We start from the raw sequence: 25,381 nt of genomic DNA on the forward strand, positions 1-25,381 counted from the left end.
CAAAGAAATTGAAAAGGGTATTCCGGCAAGGGCGGTGCCTCATCGGAAAACCTCAATTTCAATCCTATTTAGTAATCATCCGTGAGATGACCAGCTTTTGAATTTCCTGTGTACCTTCGTAGATTTGGGTGATTTTCGCATCACGCATATACCGTTCTACAGGATAATCCTTTGTATATCCATAACCTCCAAAAACCTGCACGGCTTCTGTCGTCACTTTCATGGCTGTATCTCCAGCAAAAAGTTTGGACATTGCCGACTCTTTTCCATATGGAAGGCCCACAGATTCCAACCATGCAGCCTGATAGGTTAATAGTCTAGATGCTTCGACACCGGTTGCCATATCCGCCAATTTAAAACCGATTCCTTGCTGTGCAGAAATTGGCTTGCCAAATTGGACGCGCTCTTTTGCATAACCCACCGCGGCATCCAATGCACCTTGGGCAATCCCCACGGCCTGGGCGGCAATTCCGTTACGTCCGCCATCAAGCGTCATCATCGCTATTTTAAAGCCCTCCCCTTCTTTACCAAGGAGATTTTCTTTAGGCACTCGGCATTCATCAAAGATGATTTCCGTGGTCGGTGATGAACGGATCCCCAGCTTCTTCTCTTTTTTGCCCACACTAAAACCTGGAAAATCCTTTTCAATGATAAAGGCACTCGTTCCTTTTTGTTTCGATTCAGGGTCAGTCAAAGCAAAGACAACATAGGTATCAGCAATCCCGCCGTTCGTAATGAAAATTTTTGAACCGCTGATGATATATTCATCACCTACAAGCTTTGCAGTCGTTCTCATACCGCCTGCGTCAGAGCCTGAGCTAGGTTCAGTCAGCCCATATGCACCGATTTTTTCGCCCTGTGCCATTGGACGAAGGTATTTTTGTTTTTGCTCTTCAGATCCAAACTTATATATCGGCCATCCTGCAAGGGAAGTATGGGCTGATAAAGTCACTCCAGTAGAAGCGCATACACGGGAAAGTTCTTCAATCGCAATGCAATACGCCAAGTAATCGCTTCCAATTCCGCCGTATTCCTCCGGCCAAGGAATCCCTGTCAATCCAAGTTCAGCCATTTTATCGAAGATTTCACGGTCAAATCGTTCCTCTTCATCCCTCTCGGCAGCTGTCGGAGCCACTTCATTCTGGGCAAAGTCACGAACCATTTTTCTGATCATTTCATGTTCTTCCGTTAGTTTAAACTGCATGGCTATCTTCCTCCGTCTTTTTCGTTGTATTATAGATTCTTACTTATGACCATTCTCTGTATTTCACTGGTTCCTTCATAAATTTCGGTTATCTTTGCATCCCTGAAATAGCGTTCGACCGGATACTCCGTTGTATATCCATAACCTCCGAACACCTGGACTGCTTCTATCGCTACATCAACAGCCGTCCTCGAAGCGAATAGCTTAGCCATGGCCGCCTCTTTACCGCACTTCAATCCCTGTGAGCGTAAAAACGCCGCGCGATAGACGAGTAACCTTGAAGCTTCTATACTCGTTGCCATTTCAGCAAGCTTGAAACCAATCCCCTGTTGTGCTGCAATAGGTTTGCCAAATTGAACTCTGTCTTTTGCATATTGGACAGCATGTTCCATGGCGCCTTCTGCAATTCCCAGAGCTTGAGAAGCAATGCCTATCCTTCCAGCATCCAAGTTGGCCATTGCGATCTTAAAGCCTTCACCTTCTTTGCCTAAGAGATTGGCATCAGGCACTTTCATATCCTCGAACGTCACCTGTACAGTGCTCGATCCATGAAGGCCCATTTTACGTTCATCTTTACCGATGATTAAGCCTGGCGTCCCTTTTTCTACGATAAAAGCAGAGATTCCCTTGCTTCCCTTCTGAGGGTCGGTTGAAGCAAAAACAATAAACACATCCGCTTCCCCACCATTGGTGATAAAAACCTTGGACCCATTTATTCGATATTCTCCGCCTTCCTTTACTGCCACTGCCTTCGATTTCAAACTCGCAGCATCGGAACCTGAGCTTTGCTCAGTCAAGCAAAAGGCGCCTAAATATTTACCAGCGGCTAACTTAGGCACATACTTTCGCTTCTGCTCTTCCGTTCCAAAATAAACGATTGGATTTGTTCCAACAGAAGTATGAACGGACAGTATGACACCGAGAGTAGCACTTACTTTGGAAATCTCATTGATGGCGATAATATAAGACATGAAGTCCATACCCGCGCCACCGTATTCTTCTGAAATCGGGATTCCCATCAAACCAAGCTCACCCATTTTTTGCAGAATCGATTTTGGAAACACGCCTGTTTCCATTGCCTCGATATGAGGGGTAATCTCATTCTCCGCAAAAGCGCTTACCATTTTCCGCATCATTTCCTGCTCTTCTGTAAACTTTAAATCCATCCTTCATCCCTCCCTAGCTGCAAATCTTTCTATGATTAGTTATATTCGTAAAAGCCCCGTCCTGACTTCTTGCCTAGCCATCCAGCTTTTACATACTTCCTTAACAGGGGACACGGTCTGTATTTATCGTCTCCCAACCCTTGGTGAAGGGTTTCCATTATGTATAAGCATGTGTCGAGCCCAATGAAGTCAGCTAGCGTAAGCGGTCCCATCGGATGGTTCATTCCTAGCTTCATCACATCATCAATCGCCTCTTTAGTGGCAACGCCCTCATAAAGGGTATAAATGGCCTCATTTATCATCGGCATCAAAATCCGATTCGCTACAAAGCCTGGGAAATCATTGACTTCCACCGGTACCTTGTTCAAGGTTTCGGCCATATTTTCAACCTTTTTATACACTTCATCCGCTGTAGCAAGGCCGCGGATGATCTCAACGAGCTTCATGACTGGCACTGGGTTCATAAAATGCATGCCAATTACCTTATCCGGTCTTTTCGTAGCAGCTGCTATCTCTGTAATCGGAAGTGAAGAAGTATTGGATGCAAGAATTACATGTTGTGGAGTGATTTCATCCAACTCTGCGAATATTTTTGTTTTTATCTCCATATTTTCCACTGCCGCTTCAATCACTAAATCAACCTCAGCTGCATTTTTTAAATCCGTCGACGAAGTCAGCCGGGAAAGTGTTGCATCTTTATCCTTTGCTTCCATTTTCCCTTTTTCAACTTGACGGGAAAGGTTCTTGGAAATTGTCCCTAAGCCTTTTTCTACGTATTCATCTTTTAAATCATGTAAAAGAACCTCATAACCGCTCATTGCGCAAACCTGGGCAATGCCAGAACCCATCTGTCCCGCGCCAATGACCATCACTTTTTGAATGCTCATGAAAATCCCTCCTCATCATCTATGAAACTATCATCCTTGCTTTGGCACTTCGATTAGAATGGCATCTCCCTGTCCGCCGCCACTACAGATCGCTGCAATGCCTAATCCTCCTCCACGACGTTTCAGTTCATGCATCAGCGTGATGATGATGCGTGCCCCGCTAGCCCCGATTGGATGACCTAATGCTACAGCCCCTCCGTTAACATTCACTTTTCCCGGCTCAATGTTGGCAATTTTCCCACTGGCTAGTGCCACCGCTGCAAATGCTTCGTTCACCTCAAACAGATCAATATCCTCTATCGATTTACCTGTCTTCTTCAGAAGTTCATTTATAACCAAACCTGGAGTCTTAGGGAAGTCCTTCGCCTCTACCGCCACTTCAGCATGAGCTAATATATAAGCAAAAGGCGTTTTCCCTTCTTTTTCCGCACGTTCCTCACTCATCAATACAAGTGCTCCTGCACCATCATTGACGCCTGGTGCATTACCTGCCGTTATGGTACCCTCGTTATTAAAAGCTGGGCCTAATTTAGCTAACTTCCCAGCAGATGTATCTTTCCTTGGGGCTTCATCATGTTCAATGGTAATTGGTTCGCCTTTTCTAACCGGGACGTGTACGGCAACGATCTCTTCCGCAAGAATGCCGCCATCGATGGCTTTTATCGCTTTTTGATGACTTTCATAAGCCCAGCTATCCTGTTCCTCACGGGAGATTTCAAGATCCTCAGCCGTGCTGTTTCCGTAAGTGCCCATATGAACGCCTGTAAAGCTGCAGCTAAGTCCGTCTGAAATCATTGTATCCTTCATCTGTGCATCACCCATCCTTAAGCCCCATCTCGCCTTTGGAAGTATATAGGGTGCATTGCTCATCGATTCCATCCCGCCCGCAACAATGATTTCTTCTTCACCTAAGCGAATAATCTGATCAGCCAATGTGACACTGCGAAGTCCTGATGCGCACACTTTATTGATCGTTTCCGTTTTCACTTCCCAAGGCATGCCGGCATGACGGGCCGCCTGCCGTGACGGTATTTGTCCCTGGCCCGCTTGAAGCACATTTCCCATGATGACCTCGTCTACCTGGCTGCCTTCAATCCCTGCCCGCTCAAGTGCCTCTTTGATTGCTATTCCACCAAGCTGTGATGCTGTCAAACTGCTAAGACCTCCGCCAAATTTACCAAAAGGTGTTCTCACACCACTAATTATCACTGTTTTTGCCATCATTATTTCCTCCTTTAAGTAACATTGATTGAACGCTCGCTCAATATGGAGTTAAAAAAATAGGTTTGTAAGCGCTTAATATTATCTTACATATTTTTTACATAAATGAAAATATTTTGTTTATTAATAATGAAAAATTGCCTGCTTCCATTAAATCCATATCATTATAGAAGAAGCAGGCAATTGTATTATAAATTAAGATGCCATCGTTTTATTTTCACCAATGACCGCTTTTTCGAGTAATTCAGCTACATCATACGTTTTAACGTTTTCCTCAACTTCTTTTGCTTTCGTCCCATCAGATAGCATGGTCAGGCAATAAGGACATCCGGAACTGATAACTGTTGGACTGACGGCCAGTGCTTGTTCTGTACGTGCGACATTAATGCGGTTTCCTGTTTCCTCTTCCATCCACATCAAACCGCCTCCAGCTCCACAGCACATGCCTTTTTCGCGGTTACGCTCCATCTCAATTAGTTTCACACCATCAATGGATTGTAAGATTTCACGCGGCGGACTATACACCTCATTGTACCTTCCCAAGTAACAGGAATCGTGGAATGTAATCGTCTCATTCACCGGATACTGCGGCACCAATCTGCCCTCGCTTACAAGTTTGGCTAACAATTCAGTATGGTGATACACTTCCGCTTCCAAGCCAAAATCCGGATACTCATTCTTAAAGATATTGTATGCATGTGGATCGATCGTTACGATTTTCTTGATCTCATTCTTCTGGAATTCTTCGATATTTTTCATGGCAAGCTCCTGGAAAACAAACTCATTACCCAATCGGCGAGGAGTGTCCCCTGAATTTTTCTCCTTATTGCCCAGAATGGCAAATTTGACGCCCGCTTGATTCATTAACTTAGCAAAAGAAAGGGCAATCTTCTGGCTTCGATTATCGTACGAGCCCATGGAGCCCACCCAGAATAAATATTCGAAATCTTCGTCTGCCTTTTGTAATTCCTTCACTGTAGGAACGCTAACGTCTTCCCGGAGGCTTCTCCAATCTTCTCTCTCTTTACGGTTCAGGCCCCATGGGTTTCCTTGACGTTCAATATTTGTCATTGCTCGTTGGGCATCAGGATCAAGCCTGCCCTCAGTCAACACTAAATACCGGCGCATATCGATGATTTTGTCCACATGTTCATTCATTACAGGGCATTGATCTTCACAGTTCCGGCAAGTGGTACATGCCCAAAGTTCTTCTTCCGTAATGACTTCGCCAATCAGGCTTGGGCTGTAAGCTTCAGATGCAGCTGCTGATTCCTGCGCTCCCTGCCCGCTACTTGCCAGCGCTATCTTATTTCCTTTCGTATTTCCAAAAACGAAAGATGGTACCCATGGCTGTTTCGTCGTAACAGCGGCACCTGTATTCGTTAAATGGTCACGCATTTTGATGATGATATCCATCGGTGACAGCATTTTACCGGTGCCAGTTGCCGGACACATATTCGTACAGCGTCCACACTCCACGCAGGCATAGAGGTCCACCATTTGATACTGCGTCAAGTCTTCGATATATTTGGCACCGTAATATTGATTACCTTCTTTGTCCAAAACCTCTTCTTCCAAATCAACTGGTTTCAATTTACCTGGATTGTCCATACGATTGAGGAATACATTTATTGGACCGGCAATCAAGTGAGCGTGTTTAGATTGCGGGATATAAACAAGGAAAGATAAGATGATCAGTAAATGCAACCACCAAGCTACATAAAAAACAGCGGTCGCTGCTGTTGTTCCCAACCAGCCGAATAGGAAGGCTATGCCTGATGCAACTGGCTCTGACCAAGTTGCGTCATGTTCATGCCAAATCATTCCCATTCCATTCCCCAACAACACGGTAATCATGATTCCTGTAATGAAAATAACAACCAATCCTGCTTTGAAATCCCTTTTCAAGCGAACGAGCTTCTCCACATAACGACGGTAAGCTGCCCAAAGGATTGCGACTAGAACCGTAAGCGTCACGATTTCCTGGAAGAAGGTAAAGGCTGGATATAGAGGACCAAACGGTAAATGCCATCCTGGCCTTAAGCCTTTAACGAAAAAGTCCAGTGCCCCGAATTGCACTAAGATGAAACCATAAAATAGCATGGCATGGATGATTCCACTCTTCTTATCTTTAAAGAGCTTCTTCTGACCAAATACATAAACCCCTATTTTCACAAGACGATCTTTCACACGGTTATCGAATTCCACTTTTTTGCCGAGTTTTATATAGGCTATACGAGTTTTTATCAAATAGATAAATAAACCGGCGGCGTAAGCGGTTACAAGCAGGAACGCAGTTAAGTTGATCCACAGTAAGCCATTCATTTCCATGCAGTCTTTCCCCCCTCTAAGTAAATGTAAAATGCCAGGTAGCCATTTTAGGAAATTTGGCATTTTTCTGAAATTTGATTAATTCCATTATATAATGAATGAGCATTCAGTCAACTTTTTTCTTTCTAAAAAAATATGTGATTTTTACACCTTACTGTATAGTTCGACAATTCTGTAAATTACCCTTTTATATTTTGAAAAAAAATGCGTCTCCTTTCATCCCTTTTAGATGGTTACTTACAGGGAATTTGAGCCAAACTAAATGAAATCACTTAGGGGGGATTTTTTTTGAAAATAATCACTACGCTTGCTTCTATTTTTTTATTGATCTTCACTTGGTGCTGGATTGACCTTAAATTAGGGCATAAGCGCTATATGAAGCAGGCAACGAACATTAAATATCCGCCTCGGAATAGCGACATGACCGTATTCACATCAGGAAAAATCCTGTTTGATGATTTTATGAAAGAAATCAAACGAGCTCAGGATTCCATCCATATCCTTTTTTATATTGTATCTAACGATAAATTCAGCAAGGACTTTTTGAAGTTACTGCAAGCTAAAGCGGAATCGGGCGTCGAAGTGCGACTTTTAGTCGATTGGGTTGGAAGTAAGGATATTTCCCGCAAAAGCATTCACGAGCTAAAAAAAAGCGGCGTTCATTTTTCTTTCAGCTATAAACCGAAACTCCCCTTCCTTTTCTATACATTACAAAAAAGGAATCATCGTAAAATAACGGTGATTGACGGTAAGATCGGCTATTTAGGCGGATTTAATATCGGCAAGGAGTATATAAACGAAGGGGAAAAGTTAAATCCTTGGAGAGATTACCATTTGAAAATGACCGGTGAGGGGGTAAAGGACCTGCAGGATGTCTTCCTCGCGGATTGGTACCACGATACAAACGAAGACTACCGGGGTTGGCCTGCTTATTTTCCAACTTTGACTCCCGGGTCGCAGGCGCATCAGGTTGTTGTCTCGAGTGGAAATATTCTTGAACCGACCTTGGCACGTTTGATTCAGCAAGCAAATGAAAAAATCATTATCGGTACGCCGTACTTCATTCCAAGTAATACTCTGTTTCACGAATTAAGGGAGGCCCTTGCACGCAATGTTTCCGTAACGGTCATCGTTCCCGAAAATTCAGATCACACCCTGGTCAAAGAGGCTTCCTTTCCCTACTTTCGGGTACTAATAAAAGAAGGGGCCTCCATCATGCAATTCCAGAGTGGGTTCTACCATTCTAAAGTGATACTGATCGATGATATAATCTGTGATATCGGTACGGCTAACTTTGATAAACGCAGTTGTTTTTTAAATAGTGAAATCAATTGTTTGATATTTGACCGGACATTAATAGAAGATGCAGAAAAGGAATTGGCAGTTGACCTTGCTGAATCCAAGCCATTGGACGGGGACTCGCTTTCCTCCATGAATGTAGTCCGTACAGCAAAAGAATCACTGGCTTCCCTCCTTTCTCCTTTTCTTTAACACCCCGAAAGTTTAAGGAGAATATATAATGAAAATAAGATTTGGATTTGTATCGAACGCCACCTGTTTATGGGAGGCCTCTCCAGCTAAGACTGTTACTTTCAAGCGATACAACATGCTTGGCCCAGACGAAGGGATGGCAAAGCTTCTCAGTGTGACAAGGCAAAACATTGAAAATACCTTAAGGGTTCTTCAATATAATACGGCACACCAAATAGAAATCTACCGGATGTCGAGTTCAATCGTTCCTTTAGCCACACATCCCGAAATAGAATGGGATTTCGTCGATCCCTTTGAAAAAGAGTGGAAACAGCTTGGCGATTGGGTTTCTGCACACAAAATGAGAGTTAGTTTTCATCCTAATCAGTTTACGTTGTTTACAAGCCCCAAACCCGGGATTACACAAAATGCCGTAAAAGATATGGAGTTTCACTATAAGATGCTTGATGCTATGGGGATTGCGGACTCCTCTTTCATCAATATCCATGTCGGCGGAGCTTATGGTGATAAAGAATCCGCCATCGTGAGGGTTCATGATAACCTTAAGCTGCTCCCTAGGCACGTGAAAGCAAGAATGACCTTTGAGAATGATGATAAAACCTATACGGCGTCAGAAACCCTGAGTGTGTGTAAGAAGGAAGGGATTCCACTTGTCTTTGATTACCACCACCATCTCGCAAATCTTTCAAATGAGCCGCTTAACGAGCTGCTCACCGAGGTGATTTCCACTTGGAGTCAGGCAGGTGTTGTACCAAAGATTCATATTTCTTCCCCAAAATCCGCTGGGGAATTTCGCTCACATGCTGATTATATCGATTTGGCATTCATCATGCCCCTTTTTAAAGTACTTAGGGAACTTGGACAAGACGTGGATTTCATGATCGAAGCTAAGATGAAGGATCGGGCGATGTTGCAGCTGATTGAAGATATATCTAAGGTTCGTGGTGTAAAAAGGGTAAGTGGTGGTGCCATCGAATGCTAGCTAACCTAAAAAAGCGACTGTTTCGCTAGAAACAGTCGCTTCAGTTTGTCTAATTTCAAAAAAAATTGATAGGAACGGGAGCTCCCGGAACACCCGCTAAAAGGCGAGTGCCTGGAGGGTAAATCAAGTCGCTTTTTCGATTACATTTTTTCCGGTGCTGAAACACCGATTATAGCTAATGCATTCCTTAAAGTAATTTGGACGGATTTGACCAGTCCTAGACGTGCTTTACTTCTTTCCATCTTTTCAACATCCAAAACCTTATCTGCATTGTAGAAACTGTGGAATGTAGAAGCTAGGTCGAATATATAATTCGTCATGCGGTGAGGCATCCGTTTTTCGGCAGCTTCGGCTATTGCCTGCGGAAACTCTCCTAATTTCTTCAAAAGCTCCACTTCTTTTTCAGTAGAAAGTGCAGAGAAATCAGTAATTCCTTCATAGCTGAATCCCTGTTCCTCACCTTGGCGTAAAATACTTGAAATACGGGCGTGAGCATACTGTGCATAATAAACCGGGTTATCATTGGATTGAGATACCGCAAGATCCAAATCGAAGTCCATATGTGTATCCGCACTTCTCATCGCAAAGAAATAACGGGTTGCATCCAGACCTACTTCATCAATAAGGTCACGCATCGTAACTGCTTTCCCAGTACGTTTACTCATCTTCATTTTCTCGCCATCTTTATACAGATGAACAAGCTGAATGATTTCTACTTCAAGCTGCTCGCGGTTGTAACCCAATGCTTCGATTGCCGCTTTCATACGCGGGATATAGCCATGATGGTCCGCACCCCAGATATTGATCAACGTTTCAAAGCCGCGCTCCAACTTATTTCGGTGGTATGCAATATCCGGTGTCAGATATGTGTAAGAACCATCCTGTTTGATAAGCACGCGGTCTTTATCATCGCCCAATTCCGTTGAGCGGAACCATGTTGCCCCATCTTCCTCATAGACATGGCCCCTTTCCCTTAACACTTTTAGTGCCTCATCGATTTTACCATCTTGATAAAGGGAAGTTTCAGAGTACCATACATCAAATCCCACACGGAAATTGCCCAAATCAGTCTTCAGTTTTTCCATTTCATATTTCAAGCCGTACTCACGGAAAAATTCAAAACGCTCTTTTTCGTCGGTATTTACATATTTATCACCGTATTCACTTGCAAGCGTTTTACCGATTCCAATGATATCTTCGCCATGATAACCACCCTCTGGCATATCCTTTTCAAGGCCAAGAGCTTGGAAATAGCGCGCTTCGATGGAAATGGCCAAATTATTAATTTGGTTTCCCGCATCATTGATATAGTATTCACGTGAAACATCATAACCCGCCTTAGACAAAACATTACATAGTGTATCACCGACTGCTGCTCCACGGGCATGACCAAGATGGAGATCTCCGGTTGGGTTAGCGGAAACGAATTCCACCTGGATTTTTTCCCCTTTTCCAAAGTCACTTTCCCCATATGCTTCATCCACTTTCAAAATGACAGGAATCAATTCCGTCAAATAAGAATTATTCATGTGGAAATTTATGAAACCTGGTCCTGCAATTTCGATTTTTTCGATGGATGCTTTTGAGTTGTCAAAGTTTTCAATGATCGCTTCAGCAATCATTTTTGGTGCTTTCTTTGCAATCTTCGTTAATTGCATCGCCATATTCGTGGAGTAATCTCCGTGTGTTTTATCTCTTGGAAGTTCCAATACAACATTTGGAATCTGCTCTTCCGTTGCCAAACCAGCTTTTATGACTGCAGCTTTAATTTCTTCTTTCAGTTTTTCCTGTACCTCTTTAACTATATTCATGTGTTATGCTTCCTCCTTGTAGGAAATCGTCATCTCATATTGACCGGGTTCGCTTCCCTGCATATGTAACGTATATTTAAGGACAAGTTTCCCTTGTTTGGCCTGCTCATCCCATTGGTGATGAATTTTCTTCGTGGTCGTCCGTAACCCCAACCTGCCATATATACTTTCATAATGTCCATTTGTCGCTTCCTGCAAGCGGAAAAGTTGCCTCATTTTTATGGCACCATTTCTAAGAAGGATCGTTTCATCCGTTTTGTGCTTGATGGTCGTTTGTGTTTGACCGGCTTCATTTTCCTCTTTATATTGCAGATACAAATCGGACCCTTTATACATTTTTGTACCAAATGTGACCAGCTCATACGTTTCCATTTCTGAGCCATGCTTGATTTTTGTCTGTAATGTCACTTTAATAGTATGCTTATCTATATCATGAAGAGTCAAAGCTACACTTCCTTCATCATGTCGTTCTTAACTTTATAAGTATAAATATTCTTCAAGGAAGTTTCAACTTGGAGCGGAAAATAAACTGTAAATCCATAAGGCGAGGATAATCTGGCGAAATCATTGTGGTGCCGTCATTTGATTTTAACGCAATAATGACCAAATGGGGTGGAATTACTAAAAAAGAGTCCATCTTGTTGCAAAATCCATTATTCCCGGTATGGATAAAAAAAGACCATTCCCGTTTAAAAACAGGAACAGTCAAGTCTTCCGTCCATTAACGATTAACCTTTTTGGACCCATCCTAAAATCATTTCGCGGATCAGCTTGCTTGCCGTGTTCGCTGTTTGCTCGGATGGATCATAGATCGGTGCCACTTCAACTAAATCGCAGCCCACTACATTAATTTCAGATCTTGCTATCTCATGAATCGAAGCTAAAAGCTCTTTTGAAGTGATGCCTCCACAATCAACGGTGCCTGTTCCCGGTGCATGCGCAGGGTCAAGAACATCGATGTCGATCGTCACATATACTGGACGACCCGCTAACTGTGGCAATACTTCTTTCAGAGGTTCAAGAACTTCAAATTTAGAAATGTGCATGCCGTTTTCTTTTGCCCATTGAAATTCCTCTTTTAATCCGGAACGAATGCCGAAAGAGTAAACATTTTTTGGACCGATAAGCTCCGCAGATTTGCGGATGATGGACGCATGTGAAAGCGGCTCACCCTCATAGTCCTCACGTAAATCTGTGTGGGCATCCATATGGATGATGGCCATGTCAGGATACTTTTTGTACATGGCTTTAATGACAGGCCATGTGACAAGGTGTTCCCCTCCCATACCCATTGGGAACTTACCTGCATCCAGCAAGCTGTCGACATATTTTTCAATCATATCGATGCTGCGCTGCGGATTGCCGAATGGTAATGGAATATCCCCGGCATCAAAGAATTTAACTTCCTCTAATTCACGATCTAAATACGGGCTGTACTCTTCCAAACCAATCGAAACTTCACGAATTCGGGTAGGGCCGAAGCGAGAACCCGGACGGAAACTTACCGTCCAGTCCATTGGCATACCGTATAGCACTGCTTCTGATTCCTCAAAAACAGGGTGGCTTTTTATGAATACATTGCCTGAATAGGCTTCATCGAATTTCATGGTCCATGCCTCCCTTATTTCACTAAATCTTGAACGAATTTAGGCAGAACGAAAGCTGCTTTGTGAAGTTCTTTTGTATAATATTTCGTTTCGATTTCATGGAAACGGTCTTCTGTCACTTCTAGTGGATTATATTTTTTTGATCCGATCGTGAACGCCCAAAGGCCGCTTGGATATGTCGGGATATTCGCTAAATAAAGGCTAGTGATTGGGAATATCTCTTTAACATCACGTTGTACATCGCGAATTAAGTCTGCTTTAAACCAAGGATTATCGGATTGTGCCACAAAAATCCCATCTTCTTTCAATGCTTTGGAAATCCCAGCATAAAAACCTTTTGTGAATAAGTTGACAGCAGGTCCAACTGGTTCAGTTGAGTCAACCATGATCACGTCATATTCATTTTCACTTTTGGCGATGTGCATGAAGCCATCCCCTACTTGTACATCTACACGTGGATCTTCAAGCATACCTGCAATTTCAGGTAAGAACTTCTTAGAGTATTCGATAACTTTCCCATCGATATCCACCAATGTAGCTTTTTTTACGCTTGGATGTTTTAGGATTTCACGAATGACTCCACCGTCTCCTCCGCCAACAACCAAAACGTTCTCTGGATTAGGATGAGTAAATAAAGGAACATGGGCTACCATTTCATGGTAAACGAATTCATCACGTTGTGAAGTCATTACCATGTCATCCAGCAATAGCATATTGCCCCACTCTTCCGTTTCAATCATATCCAGCTTTTGAAACTCAGTTTGCTCCGTATGTAAAGTACGATTCACTTTCATCGTAATACCAAAATTCTCTGTTTGTTTCTCAGTAAACCAAATGCTCATTTATTAACGCTCCTTTTCCAATTCATATAGTCAGTCACCTAATAGGTTCCCCATTTTCGTTATTGTCATTAGCTAGAAAAATTATAGACGAATCTAGCAGAATTGCAAGTTAAATTTCACAAATGCAGTTCTTATGTTTAAAAATTTCTTTTTTTTCCATAATAGTAATAGATTCTTTTTAAATAAGAGAGGTGAAAGCAATTGGAGTTAATTCCAAGCGAACGATTTAAAAGGACAACTAAATATGTGCGTGCCTTCATTATTCTTGCCACAATCGGGCTTACAATACTCTTTGTATTGCTTCTCTCTTTGCTGGTATACGCAAAAATATTAGGTCCGCCACCTTTGGTCGTGCCTCAGTCGACACTCTATTATAGTGATAGCGGAAATGTTATTGGTGAAACCGATAATGGCCAGAAACGTTATTGGGCCGGAATGGAATCGATTTCCCCACAGCTCATCAAAGCAACTGTCGCTGTTGAGGACCGTCAATTTTACACTCATAAGGGATTTGATATAAAAAGGATCGGCGGAGCCATTCTTGCTGATATTCGGGCAATGTCCAAAGTCCAGGGTGCAAGCACGATTACCCAGCAATATGCCAGGAATCTATTTCTCGGCCATGACAAAACGTGGACGCGAAAGTTTAATGAAGCCTTTTATACGATACGGCTGGAAATGAACTATTCCAAAAAGGAAATTCTAGAAGGCTATTTAAATACGATTTACTACGGGCATGGCGCCTATGGAGCTCAGGCCGCCAGTCAATATTACTTTGGCAAGGATGCCAAGGATTTGACTCTCCCTGAAGCGAGCATGCTGGCCGGAATACCTAAAGGACCTTCCAGCTACTCTCCATTGGATAACTTGGAAAAAGCTAAATCAAGGCAGAAAGTTGTCCTGCAAGCCATGGAAATCAAAAACTACATCTCACGGAAAAATATCGCTGAAGCCTTTCAAACATCGCTTACATTAAAAGGCAAGCACGGAACGGTTACCAATAAAACCGCACCCTATTTCCAGGATGCAGTCAAGCAGGCATTAAAATCCCAGCTTCATTTAGATGACCGGACGATCGAGCTCGGCGGGCTTAAGGTATATACTACACTGGATGAAACCCAGCAGGATGCGGCTGAAGAGGTTCTATCTACTACCATACCCAAATCTTCAGGCATTCAAGCTTCGATAGTAGCAATGGAACCGGACACCGGGGAAGTCCGAGCACTGGTAGGTGGCAAAGATTACACGGAGTCGCCATTCAATCGAGCGACACAGGCCGTTCGCCAGCCTGGTTCCACTATGAAACCATTGCTTTACTATTCTGCGCTGGAGAATGGTTTCACACCGTCCACCACTTTAAAAAGCGAGACCACCACATTTTCTTTCGATGATGGTCACTCAACTTATACACCGCACAATTACAACCATCAATATGCGGATGGCGAAATCACGATGGCTCAGGCCATTGCTCTTTCGGATAATATCTTCGCCGTTAAAACGCACTTGTTCCTTGGCGAACAATCCTTGGTTGATACGGCGCACCGTTTCGGTATCACGTCGAAAATGGATGCCGTTCCGTCCCTGGCACTCGGCACATCAGGTGTCAGGGCGATTGAAATGGTTAATGCTTACAGTATCCTTGCTAATGGTGGCAAAAAGGTTGAACCCGTGTTCATCAAAAGGGTTGAAAATCAAAAAGGTGAAGTGATTTTTGATGAAAATAAGAAACCAGAACAGGTCCTGGATGCGGATAAGGCATTTGTCATGACTCAGATGCTTACCGGGGTTTTCGATGAAACCTTAAATGGCTATACGAAAGTGACAGGCAGCACAATTAGCTCCCAATTGACCCGCCCATATGCCGGTAAATCAGGTTCAACCCCGACAGATAGTTGGATGATTGGTTACACGCCGGATCTTGTAGCTGGAGTCTGGACTGGGTATGATCAAGGTAAAAAAATTGAGATTCCAGCAGAAAAAAGCTATGCAAAGAAAATCTGGGCATCCTATATGGAAAAGGGCCTACAAGGAAAACCAGCAAAATCATTTAAGGAAACGGAAAATGTAATCGGGGTAAACGTGAATCCAGTAAGCGGTAAGTTGGCAACAAAAGATTGCCCTGTTTCAAGATTGACTTATTACGTTAAAGGCACCGAACCTGTCGAATACTGTGCAGAACACTTTAAGGGTGAGAATCCGGGACATGTGCCAAAAGATGAAGAACAAAAGAGGACCCCGTGGTATAAAAAAGTCCTAAAACCATGGGGATAACGAAAAATCCCGAAGCCGGTGGCGGCCTCGGGATTTTTCTGTCCTAGTTCCACAGTGTCTAAACTGCTGTCTTTAAGTTTACTGATTTTATTCGTTTCCTACAAGTGCATTTTTCACTAAACTTCACATTTCATCCATTAAATCACATTTAAACGGTCAATGACTCCTTGAGCTGGGCGGATGAGCGTTCCCACATGCCTGCATCATGATTTTTCAGGAAGTCTGCAAGCACACGTTTTGATTTATCGTCCATGTCGTCGACGATGATATGCCGTTTTAGCGATTTATCCATCCGGTTAACATGCTCCGGAAGGGATTTGTATCCACGCCTGATTGACCGGTCGACCATCATTTCACATGCTGTCACACCTGCATAATGCGGACCATTTTGAGTGGCTTCAATAGTCACCCAAACAAGCCAGTAAGGTTTGGCATTCGGGACCTCTTCTTTGGTCTTTAAAAATTTAATCCCTTTTTCCACTACACTTCTCGCATGCATCGCCCCTATATCCACTTCGGCTTCACCTGCGTCCACATCAATGATGACCGGAGAAATATTATCAAGCGTCAAAACCCCTGTCCCATATCCGCCATGACCTTCTGTAGGATCGTTTTTTATAATATTGAAGCCTACCTTTTTCTTTGGTTGTTCTTCCATGTTTATATCCCCCTTTATGGTTTGTCATTCTTTATCGGTTAAAAAAACAAAAGTGAAAAAAATTGACTCAAGGTGCCACCTACAAATTTAATACCAGTATCCAAAATCGGTCTAATCGTATATTGACTTAGCGGTGTGATGATCAAAATCAAAAAAATCAAGGAGCCGTATTGCTCATACTGGGTCATTTTTGCCCGCAAGTCTGCTGAAACAAGATCCTGTATGATCCTATAACCATCGAGCGGCGGCAGCGGTATCAGATTAAATACAAATAAAAGGACATTTAAATTTATGAGCACATTTAAGAAGGGCTCGACGAAAAAAGGTAAATCAGGTCCAACGCCTGCCGCAAGCAACCCGTAAAAAATTAAAAACCCCAAAATGGCAACAATCAAATTGCTGAACGGACCGGCAAAAGAGACGAGCACTCCTGCCAATTTTGGATTCTTAAAATGAAAACGATTGACCGGTACAGGTCTCGCCCAACCAAACCCAGCTATTAATATTAACAATGTTCCAATCGGATCCAAATGCGAAATCGGATTCAATGTGACTCTTCCTTCATTCTTTGCAGTCGGGTCACCGAACTTATAGGCCACATAAGCATGGGAAAATTCATGAACCGTAAATGCGATTAGCAGTGACACAATGACATATGGAAGCTCTTCCAACCTATAAGCCAAAAACCTTTCTATTTGCTCCAATAGCTTCTCCCCCAATATATATTAACGTTAGTATACATCAAAAGATCAAGAAGTGAAAAAACTCTGACTTCCGTGTCTTGCAATTCTTTTTCCATTGTGAAACACTACAAGATAAGAGAGAAAGGGGGGAAAGAGATGCCATATGTAACAGTCAAAATGCTTGAAGGCCGTACAGACGAACAAAAAAGGGCTTTAGTCGAAAAGGTGACTGCAGCCGTGACGGAAACAACTGGAGCACCAGCTGAAGCCGTGACGATTTTCATTGAAGAAATGTCAAAAAATCATTTAGCAGTAGCCGGTGTCCGCAAAAGCGACCAATAAGATTTACATAATGGGGAAAAGCTAAGCCATCAATTAGGCTTAGCTTTTGTTTTTAACTGCTCAATATATTCATATGCCTCATCAATTTCTTCAAGTGTATATTTTTGTTTGCTTTTCAGCGTGAAAATTTTCTCGGTGACTTCCTCTTTCTCAAGTGTGTCGAAGTATAACACCGTTGAAACAAGCTCCAAAAACCGGGCATTCTGTTCGTTCATATCGAGTAAGCATGCCTCAAGAGCTGGCATCTCCACTTCCTGAATGGATAGGAAATCCTGGCCTGCATCCGTTATTGAATAACAATATTGATAATACCCCGCTTTTTTTTCCCTTACTTCATTCAAGTAACCCATTTCGCAGAGCTCTTCAATCCGTAAGGTCAGCTCCTCCGAATATGGTCCATAAAAGTGAAACTGAAACTTTTCATGAAATGGAAAGGAAAGCTTCTTTGCGATATATACGATTTTTTGTAATTTTTTCCGACCCGAGATTTCACCGGCAGTAGAAATTGCATTGATAATGTTTGCATGATCCTTAAACAAGGCTCGTCACTCCTCACCAAAAATGTACCGCTTTAATCCGATAGCTCCAAAAGCTTACGAATCTGTTTTTTAATATTTTTCTTCGTAGATTCATCACGCAATATATCAGCTGGATAATACAGCTTATGATCCGTTCTTCTTTTCCCTGAAATTGCATCTACAATTTCAGATTCACGCGATAATTCACGAATTTCGCCATTATTTTTCAGCAAGTGGATCGGCAGTCTCTCCTCTTCCTCACCTGGACGGTAAAAATCATAAGGCAGATCTGATGAAGAATCGACGACGAGATAATAATCCGGATCGATACCTGCCTTCTTGAATAACGTCCTTAATTCCATCAATCTGTTCATCTGACTGTTCGATGGATGGAATTCCACATATTTAAATAGTTTCCGGTTGACGAAGCGAGTGCATAAATCCTTTAAAATCGCATCGCATTCCTCTTCCCATTCTTCAAAATAATAGAGCATCACCGCTTCATCCATTTTCAAATAGTCCGCTAGGGTCACTTCTCCTTTGAACAATGAATAAAAATGGTGCGGTTCTTGAGCAAACTCATATCCGGATTCATATAAATATTTTGCTCTGTGTAAAATTTTGGTAAGTATAACCTCCGCACTTCTCGTAACGGGATGGAAATAAACCTGCCAATACATTTGATAGCGGCTCATGATATAATCTTCCACCGCGTGCATCCCGCTTTGTTTTATGACGGCATGCTCTTCCCTCGGCCTCATTACCCGCAAAAGCCTTTCCATATCGAAATGTCCATAACTCACGCCCGTAAAGTACGCATCACGCTGTAAATAGTCCATTCTATCAGCATCGATCTGACTAGAAATCAGGCTGACTACTAATTTGCCTTTATAGGTTTTCGCAATGACTTCAGCCACGTTTTTAGGAAAATCACGCCCTACCCTAAGCAGGATCTTATTCACTTCCGTATCGCCGAGAATTATCTGTTGCGTGAATTGCTCATGATCCAGGTCAAACACCTTTTCAAAAGAATGAGAGAAAGGGCCATGACCTAAATCATGCAGAAGGGCCGCACACAGGGACAGTAACCGTTCCTCTGGCTTCCATTCCGGTCTGCCCTCAAAAACATCATCGACGATTCTTCGGACAATCTCATATACTCCAAGCGAATGGCTAAGCCGACTATGCTCCGCACCATGAAAGGTTAAATAAGTCGTTCCAAGTTGTTTAATCCTGCGAAGACGCTGGAATTCCTTCGTCCCTATTAAATCCCATATAACCCGGTCCCGAACATGTATATATCGGTGCACCGGGTCCTTGAATACTTTTTCTTCTTGTAATTTTTCGCCGGAATATTCCATGAACTACCCTCTTTTTCATAATCTCGATGCATTCATTATAGCGTGTTTTGACAGAAAACCCTAACTTCCCCCTTGCAAGAATGAGGGACCTTTTTGTAAGAAAACGGAAGTTTATGACGGCTTTTGTCTCGAAAATAAGGAAATAAAAAATCACCGCAGTGTGTTGAATCTGGGTGATGGATAGCTTGTTCCATTTATAAAAGCATTCAATCCACTTTAACTATCTATCATGGATCCTACTTTAGTTTTTTATCAATTTTTTCTAGTAACTCGTCTTCTGTCGGTGCAGCAACTGGACGGTTATTGACAAAGGCAAATGATTTCTTTCTGCCTGGACCGCAATAGGATTGACAGCCCACTTCAATTTTCGCGTCGGGATCAAGCTTTTCAAGACGGGGGATCAACGTTTTAATGTTTACCGCCAAGCAGTCATCGCACACTCTGAATTCATTGGACATCCTTCGGTCACCATCCTTTCCATGACAAACTATTTTTCATTCCATTTATACAACTAAAGGGTATTTTACCGTTTCTACCTATGAATATCAAGAGGGCAGGATGTTGTGAAAAGGATGTATTTAATCAAAAAACTAGTATCCTTTTAACCTTTTTGTATAAAAAAACCAAATTTTGTCCAAAATGCTAGTAGAACACCATAAATCATTGCCACAGGATATTTTATATAGTTATTTATTTTAAAAGTTACCAGAAAGGGAGTATGTAGAAATGAAGGTTCGTCAAGACGCCTGGACAGAAGAAGATGATTTGCTTTTGGCAGAAACGGTATTGCGCCATGTGCGGGAAGGCAGCACACAGCTGAATGCCTTTGAAGAGGTAGGGGATAAGCTGAATCGTACCTCTGCCGCATGCGGATTCCGTTGGAATGCAGTTGTCCGCCATAATTATGATAAAGCGCTATCCCTAGCTAAAAAACAACGTAAGCAGCGACAAAGGATTCTTGGAAAGGATCAAGGAGGGAAAAAACGGCTTCTTTATACACCGCCGTCCCCTACGATTTCCGACATAATGGTTCCACATGTTCTTGAAGAGGAACTAGAGTTGGAATCCGAAGTCGATACTATCAATTATGAAGCAGCAGAAGAATTCGTAGTGGCGGAAGCTTTAACTCCTAAGCCACAGAATACTCCAGTAACAATGGATAAGGTCATGAACCTTGATACCATCATCACCTATTTAGAATCCATGAACGGCAGAATGCTTCAAGCCGAAGTTTTAAAAACCGAAAATGAAAGATTGAAGCTTGAAATTAAAGGTTTGAAAAAGAGAAACGAAGAACTGGAGAATAAGATCAGCCACCTAGAACAAAATAGCGGTTTGATGCAAGAAGATTATGAGACTTTGATGAATATCATGAATCGAGCAAGAAAGCTGGTATTGTTAGAGGAAGAGGAACGCCCGGCAACAAAGTTCAAGATGGATCGGAATGGCAATTTGGAGAAGATGGCCGAGTAATGAAATAATGTGGGGTTCCGTTACTTAGATCAACCACATGATAAAGGCCCATTCATCTCAATTCGAAAAAGAGAGTCTAAATAAGGCTCTTTTTTCATGGCTTAAAGTCAAGTCTAACCTCTGCTACCAATCATGCAGTCCCTTTTACAGTTTCAGTGAATGCTAAGGTCGTATTACATATAAAAAGCCGCTCCTTTTCTAGGTACGGCTTTTTACATGTTTAATCTTTTAATGTATCGAATACTTTATCATTGCGTTCTGCCACTCTTGTTAAGTACGCCTCATACATCGGCCATTCCTCAACAGAGAGGTTGTCAGAAAATATCCTTCCGCTGTGTTCCTTCAATATACGAAGGAACCTGAGCATAACATCCTGAACACTCAATTGTACGTCCAGTAATTCTGAAAGTGATGCCATAACAGAAGGCACAATATCAGGATAAACGAATTTGGTTTCTGTATTTCCTTTAGCTGCATCATAAAAACCCTTCACGAGACTTGCACGCTCAGCCCCGCTCCCATTGACGCATAAGTAGATTTGCACCGCTACGCCATTACGAATCCTGCGTTGAGATATACCGGCGAACTTTTTCCCATTTATACTTAAATCATAGCTTCCAGGACAATAGGAACCTACGATTTCCCTTGCCTCAATCCTGACCGAGAAATCGGAAAACATCAATTGGACAAGCTCCCACATCGCATCATACCCTCGATTGATTTCAATTTTCTGCTCATTTTCTGGAAAAATGAGCGAGAAATTGAGGACCCCCTCATCAAGCACAACAGCCAGTCCTCCGGAATTGCGAACGATAGCCTGGAAATCATGTTCTTCTAAATGATTCAAACCCTTTTTAAGAAAAGGCAACTTCGTATCCTGTATACCCAGGACGATGGTTCGATGGTGTACCCACGCTCTGGCTACGGCCGCTGATTTTCCCGCCCCTACAGAAGCGCAAAATGTATCATCCATAGCAAACGACTCTAGAGCAGGAAACTGAGGCCCTACGGAAGATTGATCAATAACCCGCCACTCTTGTTGCATTAATAATGATTCTGTTTCACTCATAGAAATCTCCCTCTACATTTAATCCTGAAATGGCCTATTGATACTGAGCCACAAAGCCTTGTGCAGCTGTAATGACAGCCAGTTTATATACATCCTCTTCATTGCATCCCCTTGAAAGGTCATTTACAGGACGGTTCAGTCCTTGAAGGATCGGGCCGACCGCTTCGAAGCCAGCCAAACGCTGTACCATTTTATAGCTAATATTCCCCGCTTCAAGACTTGGGAATATAAAAACATTCGCATCTCCCTGAATAAGAGAATCAGGTGCTTTTTTTCTTGCTACCGAAGGAACGAAAGCCGCATCAAACTGAAACTCCCCATCCAGCATGATTTGCGGATCCATTTCTTTTGCTAAATCGACAGCATCGATGACCTTTTGGGTCTCGGTGGATTTCGCCGACCCCTTCGTCGAAAAGCTCAGCATCGCCACACGCGGTTCGATATCAAACATTAGTGCAGTCTTTGCACTTTCTATGGCAATCTCCGCGAGATCCTGGGAATTAGGGTTTATATTAATCGCACAATCCGCGAACACATACCTTTCTTCATCACGGACCATGATGAATACTCCCGATGTTTTTTGGACTCCCGGCTTTGTTTTGATGATCTTTAGGGCGGGACGAACCGTATCAGCAGTCGAATGCGTTGCACCGCTCACCATTCCATGTGCCAGTTTCATATGGACAAGCATGGTTCCAAAATAGTTCTCATCCATTAAGGTTTCACGTGCTTGTACATCAGACGCTTTACCTTCACGGACCTTCACAAACGCTTCAACCATTTCATCCATCATGATATAATTTTTCGGATCATATATTTCAATTGCATCAAGGGAAATTTTTAGATCCTTAGCCTTTTCAGTAATCAAACCAATATCTCCGATCAATACTGGTGTCATTAGTTTGCCCTTGGCAAGCCTGCCTGCCGCTCCCAAAATTCGTTCATCCAACGCTTCCGGAAAAACGATCTTTAAATTATGCCCCATAATTTTTGATTCCAGCATTTCAAATAAATCACTCACTGGCACTTCCTCCTTTTTAGATACGTTTCCCCTGTTTTTTCTATATTTAACCGTCTGGCAATCCTTCCAAAGTCGTCTTCTTTTAAGAATACTCTAGGAGCAAGGTAAATTCCAGCCACTTTGGTACCCTGACATTCGGCAATTTTGACATTTGTTTGAACACCTAAAAACTGTGATGGTGTTTGCGGGTTGATATAAATTTCCTTATACTGAAACTATGATATATTAAAGTTATAATAAGACTTAGGAGTGATTGTAATGAGTGAAGCAGCACAAACACTGGACGGCTGGTATTGTTTACATGATTTCCGTCTGATTGATTGGGCTTCTTGGAAAACGTTATCAAGTGACGAACGCCAATTAGCTATCTCAGAATTCCAAGGTTTACTGGATAAATGGAATATGACACAAAGTGACAATGAAGGCAGCCATGCCCTATATTCCATCGTTGGTCAGAAAGCGGATTTCATGCTAATGTTTGCCCGCCCGACCATGGAGGAATTGAATGCAATTGAAACCGAATTCAACAAAACGAAACTTGCCGAATATACAGTTCCTGCTTATTCATACGTTTCCGTTGTGGAATTAAGCAATTACTTAGCAGGTGGAGATGGTGAGGACCCTTATCAGAACCCTCATGTACGTTCTAGATTGTATCCAATCCTTCCAAAGTCCAAACATGTATGCTTCTATCCAATGGACAAGCGCCGTGATGGTGATGATAACTGGTATATGCTTTCCATGGAAGAACGCAAAGGCTTAATGCGTTCCCACGGCTTGATTGGCCGCAGTTATGCAGGTAAAGTAAAACAAATCATTTCCGGTTCTGTCGGTTTTGATGATTATGAATGGGGCGTTACACTATTTGCAGATGATGTCCTTCAATTCAAAAAGTTAATCTATGAAATGCGATTTGATGAAGTAAGTGCTCGTTACGCTGCGTTCGGTTCTTTCTTTGTAGGCAATATCCTGCCGGAAGAAAATGTATCTTCTTTCCTATACGTATAAGACGAGTGAGCTTCCGGTTTCCGGAAGCTTTTTTTTACGCCATCTCCTTTTTATTTTCCCCGGCTGTGGAATAAATCCACTCTATATCCCATACATTTTCAATAGTGATGAATTTATTTTTTCACAGTCCCAATCAACTTCCAGAAAAATGACCAAGGCAATTCCTAACTCCAGCGAGGTGAAGGAACGTTACTTTTTAGCTGACAAAGAGGGTATGACCTTACCCGTAAAACATGCAAGGCAACCGTTACGTATCATTTAACATTCATTGTGGGTTTTTAAGCCACCCGGGGATTGTCAGAACTTCACAAACAAATACAATACTACCGGTCGCTATAAATCGCACTGTTTCTCCCAGTCCACACTCTCGGATTGTCCAAATTCCACAAAAACAAATAAACCTTGAATTAGGAGGGAATGCAATGTCACAAAATAATCCTTATGGTAATTATCCGTATGGAGGAAGCCCCTATTACCCCTATGAAAATAATGAGTCTGACCCGCGGCAGCAGCAGGGACCTTATCAGCAACAAGCTTACCAGCAGCAAGCTTACCAACAACCACAATACCAACAGCAACAGCCCACAACAGCGGGTACGCCACAACAAGTGCCCATGCCGTCCCCTTCCGGTCCGCAGGTGCCTGGCATGCTTCCAGTCGAAGCATCGTACATCGAGAACATCTTGCGATTGAATAAAGGAAAATTAGCCACTGTTTATACGACGTTTGAAAACAACAAGGAATGGAATGCAAAAATCTTCAAAGGAATCATCGAGGCTGCAGGCCGAGATCATTTGATCATAAGCGACCCTCAAACGGGAAAAAGATACTTAATCCCGATGGTTTACTTAGATTATATAACGTTTGACGAAGAAATCGAATATGACTATCCATTTAATGGAACTGGGCTAGCCACCTATTCGCCACGGTAAAGAAGATGCCATAAAGAAGCTTCAGAATCTTTTTGATTTTGAAGCTCTTATTTATGGATCGTTTTTCCAAAACGAATCAAAAAAGCTGACCTTAGAAAGATCAGCTAACTTAATTACAAGTACTTATATGCAGCAATGATCATCAAGACCCAAGCAACCAAGAATGACACTCCGCCAAGTGGTGTGATGGCCCCTAACACTTTTATTTGCGTAACGCTTAGAACGAATAAACTTCCGGAAAACAGGATAATTCCTATTAGCATAAGCCAGCCAGACCAGTTGATTAGCGGACTTGAAAGCTTTCCAGCCAGTAAACCGATCACTAATAAACCTACCGCATGGAACATTTGATATTGAACAGCGGTTTGCCACGTTTCTAAATATTTATCGGGAATTTTCCCTTCCAGCCCGTGTGCACCGAAAGCGCCAAGTGCTACGGCAATAAACCCATTCAATGCACCTAAAATGATAAACAGTTTCACTAGTATTTCGCTCCCCTTCTC

Annotated in this window: 24 protein-coding genes; 7 read left to right on the forward strand and 17 right to left on the reverse strand. The window is 42.5% G+C overall.

Features of this window, described 5'->3' with window-relative positions:
- Positions 1-64: 64 nt before the first annotated feature.
- The 5 genes from ACQKMH_RS18290 to ACQKMH_RS18310 form a co-directional block, all read right to left on the reverse strand.
- Positions 65-1,204: an acyl-CoA dehydrogenase gene (locus tag ACQKMH_RS18290; RefSeq protein ID WP_230159190.1), complete on the reverse strand. Its 1,140-nt coding sequence runs from the start codon at positions 1,202-1,204 to the stop codon at positions 65-67.
- Positions 1,205-1,233: 29 nt separating this feature from the next.
- The gene (locus tag ACQKMH_RS18295) at positions 1,234-2,370 is read right to left on the reverse strand and encodes an acyl-CoA dehydrogenase (RefSeq protein ID WP_427588871.1); all 1,137 of its coding nucleotides are present in this window, start codon (positions 2,368-2,370) and stop codon (positions 1,234-1,236) included.
- Between the two features lie 35 nt (positions 2,371-2,405).
- Positions 2,406-3,257, reverse strand: coding sequence for a 3-hydroxybutyryl-CoA dehydrogenase (locus tag ACQKMH_RS18300; RefSeq protein ID WP_230159188.1), 852 nt, complete (start codon positions 3,255-3,257; stop codon positions 2,406-2,408).
- A gap of 30 nt (positions 3,258-3,287) precedes the next feature.
- Positions 3,288-4,478: an acetyl-CoA C-acetyltransferase gene (locus ACQKMH_RS18305; RefSeq protein ID WP_427589006.1), complete on the reverse strand. Its 1,191-nt coding sequence runs from the start codon at positions 4,476-4,478 to the stop codon at positions 3,288-3,290.
- Between the two features lie 195 nt (positions 4,479-4,673).
- Entirely contained in the window at positions 4,674-6,803 is a 2,130-nt protein-coding gene (locus ACQKMH_RS18310) for a (Fe-S)-binding protein (RefSeq protein ID WP_427589007.1), read from the reverse strand.
- Positions 6,804-7,097: 294 nt separating this feature from the next.
- On the opposite strand from ACQKMH_RS18310, the gene cls reads away from it, so the two are divergent.
- Together cls and uvsE are read left to right on the forward strand one after the other, a co-directional pair.
- The gene (gene cls, locus ACQKMH_RS18315) at positions 7,098-8,300 is read left to right on the forward strand and encodes a cardiolipin synthase (protein ID WP_427588872.1); all 1,203 of its coding nucleotides are present in this window, start codon (positions 7,098-7,100) and stop codon (positions 8,298-8,300) included.
- A gap of 28 nt (positions 8,301-8,328) precedes the next feature.
- Complete coding sequence (gene uvsE / locus ACQKMH_RS18320) at positions 8,329-9,282, forward strand: UV DNA damage repair endonuclease UvsE (protein WP_427588873.1); 954 nt, start codon at positions 8,329-8,331, stop codon at positions 9,280-9,282.
- A gap of 140 nt (positions 9,283-9,422) precedes the next feature.
- Here the strand turns inward: uvsE and argS are convergent, their stop codons facing one another.
- From argS to speE, 4 genes are all read right to left on the reverse strand, one after another.
- A complete protein-coding gene (gene argS / locus ACQKMH_RS18325) occupies positions 9,423-11,093 on the reverse strand; it encodes an arginine--tRNA ligase (protein ID WP_427588874.1) in 1,671 nt (556 codons plus the stop codon).
- A gap of 3 nt (positions 11,094-11,096) precedes the next feature.
- Complete coding sequence (locus ACQKMH_RS18330; protein WP_230159183.1) at positions 11,097-11,537, reverse strand: DUF1934 domain-containing protein; 441 nt, start codon at positions 11,535-11,537, stop codon at positions 11,097-11,099.
- 284 nt (positions 11,538-11,821) lie between these two features.
- Positions 11,822-12,700, reverse strand: coding sequence for an agmatinase (gene speB / locus ACQKMH_RS18335; protein ID WP_427588875.1), 879 nt, complete (start codon positions 12,698-12,700; stop codon positions 11,822-11,824).
- A 14-nt stretch (positions 12,701-12,714) separates the two neighbouring features.
- Positions 12,715-13,542, reverse strand: coding sequence for a spermidine synthase (gene speE, locus ACQKMH_RS18340; RefSeq protein WP_053348438.1), 828 nt, complete (start codon positions 13,540-13,542; stop codon positions 12,715-12,717).
- A gap of 201 nt (positions 13,543-13,743) precedes the next feature.
- Between speE and ACQKMH_RS18345 the strand changes: the two genes are divergently transcribed.
- A complete protein-coding gene (locus ACQKMH_RS18345) occupies positions 13,744-15,813 on the forward strand; it encodes a transglycosylase domain-containing protein (protein ID WP_427588876.1) in 2,070 nt (689 codons plus the stop codon).
- 148 nt (positions 15,814-15,961) lie between these two features.
- Here the strand turns inward: ACQKMH_RS18345 and ACQKMH_RS18350 are convergent, their stop codons facing one another.
- Together ACQKMH_RS18350 and ACQKMH_RS18355 are read right to left on the reverse strand one after the other, a co-directional pair.
- Entirely contained in the window at positions 15,962-16,471 is a 510-nt protein-coding gene (locus ACQKMH_RS18350; RefSeq protein ID WP_427588877.1) for a YwhD family protein, read from the reverse strand.
- Positions 16,472-16,509: 38 nt separating this feature from the next.
- Positions 16,510-17,166: a site-2 protease family protein gene (locus ACQKMH_RS18355; protein ID WP_230159241.1), complete on the reverse strand. Its 657-nt coding sequence runs from the start codon at positions 17,164-17,166 to the stop codon at positions 16,510-16,512.
- A gap of 144 nt (positions 17,167-17,310) precedes the next feature.
- Here ACQKMH_RS18355 and ACQKMH_RS18360 point away from each other — a divergent pair, with 144 nt between their 5' ends.
- Positions 17,311-17,496, forward strand: coding sequence for a 2-hydroxymuconate tautomerase (locus ACQKMH_RS18360; protein WP_427588878.1), 186 nt, complete (start codon positions 17,311-17,313; stop codon positions 17,494-17,496).
- A gap of 29 nt (positions 17,497-17,525) precedes the next feature.
- On the opposite strand, the gene ACQKMH_RS18365 is transcribed toward ACQKMH_RS18360, so the two are convergent.
- The 3 genes from ACQKMH_RS18365 to ACQKMH_RS18375 form a co-directional block, all read right to left on the reverse strand.
- Entirely contained in the window at positions 17,526-18,035 is a 510-nt protein-coding gene (locus ACQKMH_RS18365; protein ID WP_076368383.1) for a YwgA family protein, read from the reverse strand.
- A gap of 32 nt (positions 18,036-18,067) precedes the next feature.
- A complete protein-coding gene (locus ACQKMH_RS18370; RefSeq protein ID WP_427588879.1) occupies positions 18,068-19,375 on the reverse strand; it encodes an HD domain-containing protein in 1,308 nt (435 codons plus the stop codon).
- A 236-nt stretch (positions 19,376-19,611) separates the two neighbouring features.
- Entirely contained in the window at positions 19,612-19,833 is a 222-nt protein-coding gene (locus ACQKMH_RS18375) for a DUF1450 domain-containing protein (RefSeq protein ID WP_377355299.1), read from the reverse strand.
- A 268-nt stretch (positions 19,834-20,101) separates the two neighbouring features.
- Here ACQKMH_RS18375 and ACQKMH_RS18380 point away from each other — a divergent pair, with 268 nt between their 5' ends.
- The gene (locus tag ACQKMH_RS18380) at positions 20,102-20,848 is read left to right on the forward strand and encodes an RsfA family transcriptional regulator (RefSeq protein WP_427588880.1); all 747 of its coding nucleotides are present in this window, start codon (positions 20,102-20,104) and stop codon (positions 20,846-20,848) included.
- A 220-nt stretch (positions 20,849-21,068) separates the two neighbouring features.
- Here the strand turns inward: ACQKMH_RS18380 and ACQKMH_RS18385 are convergent, their stop codons facing one another.
- Positions 21,069-21,917 (reverse strand): lipoate--protein ligase family protein, encoded by an 849-nt coding sequence (locus tag ACQKMH_RS18385; protein WP_427588881.1) that lies wholly within the window; start codon positions 21,915-21,917, stop codon positions 21,069-21,071.
- Positions 21,918-21,951: 34 nt separating this feature from the next.
- Positions 21,952-22,938 (reverse strand): phosphate acetyltransferase, encoded by a 987-nt coding sequence (gene pta, locus ACQKMH_RS18390; protein ID WP_427588882.1) that lies wholly within the window; start codon positions 22,936-22,938, stop codon positions 21,952-21,954.
- A gap of 258 nt (positions 22,939-23,196) precedes the next feature.
- Between pta and hemQ the strand changes: the two genes are divergently transcribed.
- On the forward strand, positions 23,197-23,946 hold the full coding sequence (gene hemQ, locus ACQKMH_RS18395; protein ID WP_427588883.1) for a hydrogen peroxide-dependent heme synthase: 750 nt from the start codon (positions 23,197-23,199) through the stop codon (positions 23,944-23,946).
- 422 nt (positions 23,947-24,368) lie between these two features.
- The gene (gerQ, locus tag ACQKMH_RS18400) at positions 24,369-24,878 is read left to right on the forward strand and encodes a spore coat protein GerQ (protein ID WP_427588884.1); all 510 of its coding nucleotides are present in this window, start codon (positions 24,369-24,371) and stop codon (positions 24,876-24,878) included.
- Positions 24,879-24,991: 113 nt separating this feature from the next.
- On the opposite strand, the gene ACQKMH_RS18405 is transcribed toward gerQ, so the two are convergent.
- Entirely contained in the window at positions 24,992-25,360 is a 369-nt protein-coding gene (locus tag ACQKMH_RS18405; protein ID WP_427588885.1) for a DUF423 domain-containing protein, read from the reverse strand.
- Positions 25,361-25,381: the final 21 nt, after the last annotated feature.

The sequence above is a fragment of the Peribacillus sp. NPDC097895 genome (assembly GCF_050277555.1).
Classification (GTDB): Bacteria; Bacillota; Bacilli; order Bacillales; family DSM-1321; genus Peribacillus.

Bases quoted from the DNA above. Each gene is read 5' to 3' on its own strand.
- ACQKMH_RS18290 (WP_230159190.1), bottom strand. From the start codon at position 1,204: ATGCAGTTTAAACTAACGGAAGAACATGAAATGATCAGAAAAATGGTT.
- ACQKMH_RS18295 (WP_427588871.1), bottom strand. From the start codon at position 2,370: ATGGATTTAAAGTTTACAGAAGAGCAGGAAATGATGCGGAAAATGGTA.
- ACQKMH_RS18300 (WP_230159188.1), bottom strand. From the start codon at position 3,257: ATGAGCATTCAAAAAGTGATGGTCATTGGCGCGGGACAGATGGGTTCT.
- ACQKMH_RS18305 (WP_427589006.1), bottom strand. From the start codon at position 4,478: ATGGCAAAAACAGTGATAATTAGTGGTGTGAGAACACCTTTTGGTAAA.
- ACQKMH_RS18310 (WP_427589007.1), bottom strand. From the start codon at position 6,803: ATGAATGGCTTACTGTGGATCAACTTAACTGCGTTCCTGCTTGTAACC.
- uvsE (WP_427588873.1), top strand. From the start codon at position 8,329: ATGAAAATAAGATTTGGATTTGTATCGAACGCCACCTGTTTATGGGAG.
- argS (WP_427588874.1), bottom strand. From the start codon at position 11,093: ATGAATATAGTTAAAGAGGTACAGGAAAAACTGAAAGAAGAAATTAAA.
- speB (WP_427588875.1), bottom strand. From the start codon at position 12,700: ATGAAATTCGATGAAGCCTATTCAGGCAATGTATTCATAAAAAGCCAC.
- speE (WP_053348438.1), bottom strand. From the start codon at position 13,542: ATGAGCATTTGGTTTACTGAGAAACAAACAGAGAATTTTGGTATTACG.
- ACQKMH_RS18350 (WP_427588877.1), bottom strand. From the start codon at position 16,471: ATGGAAGAACAACCAAAGAAAAAGGTAGGCTTCAATATTATAAAAAAC.
- ACQKMH_RS18360 (WP_427588878.1), top strand. From the start codon at position 17,311: ATGCCATATGTAACAGTCAAAATGCTTGAAGGCCGTACAGACGAACAA.
- ACQKMH_RS18370 (WP_427588879.1), bottom strand. From the start codon at position 19,375: ATGGAATATTCCGGCGAAAAATTACAAGAAGAAAAAGTATTCAAGGAC.
- ACQKMH_RS18375 (WP_377355299.1), bottom strand. From the start codon at position 19,833: ATGTCCAATGAATTCAGAGTGTGCGATGACTGCTTGGCGGTAAACATT.
- ACQKMH_RS18380 (WP_427588880.1), top strand. From the start codon at position 20,102: ATGAAGGTTCGTCAAGACGCCTGGACAGAAGAAGATGATTTGCTTTTG.
- ACQKMH_RS18385 (WP_427588881.1), bottom strand. From the start codon at position 21,917: ATGAGTGAAACAGAATCATTATTAATGCAACAAGAGTGGCGGGTTATT.
- hemQ (WP_427588883.1), top strand. From the start codon at position 23,197: ATGAGTGAAGCAGCACAAACACTGGACGGCTGGTATTGTTTACATGAT.
- gerQ (WP_427588884.1), top strand. From the start codon at position 24,369: ATGTCACAAAATAATCCTTATGGTAATTATCCGTATGGAGGAAGCCCC.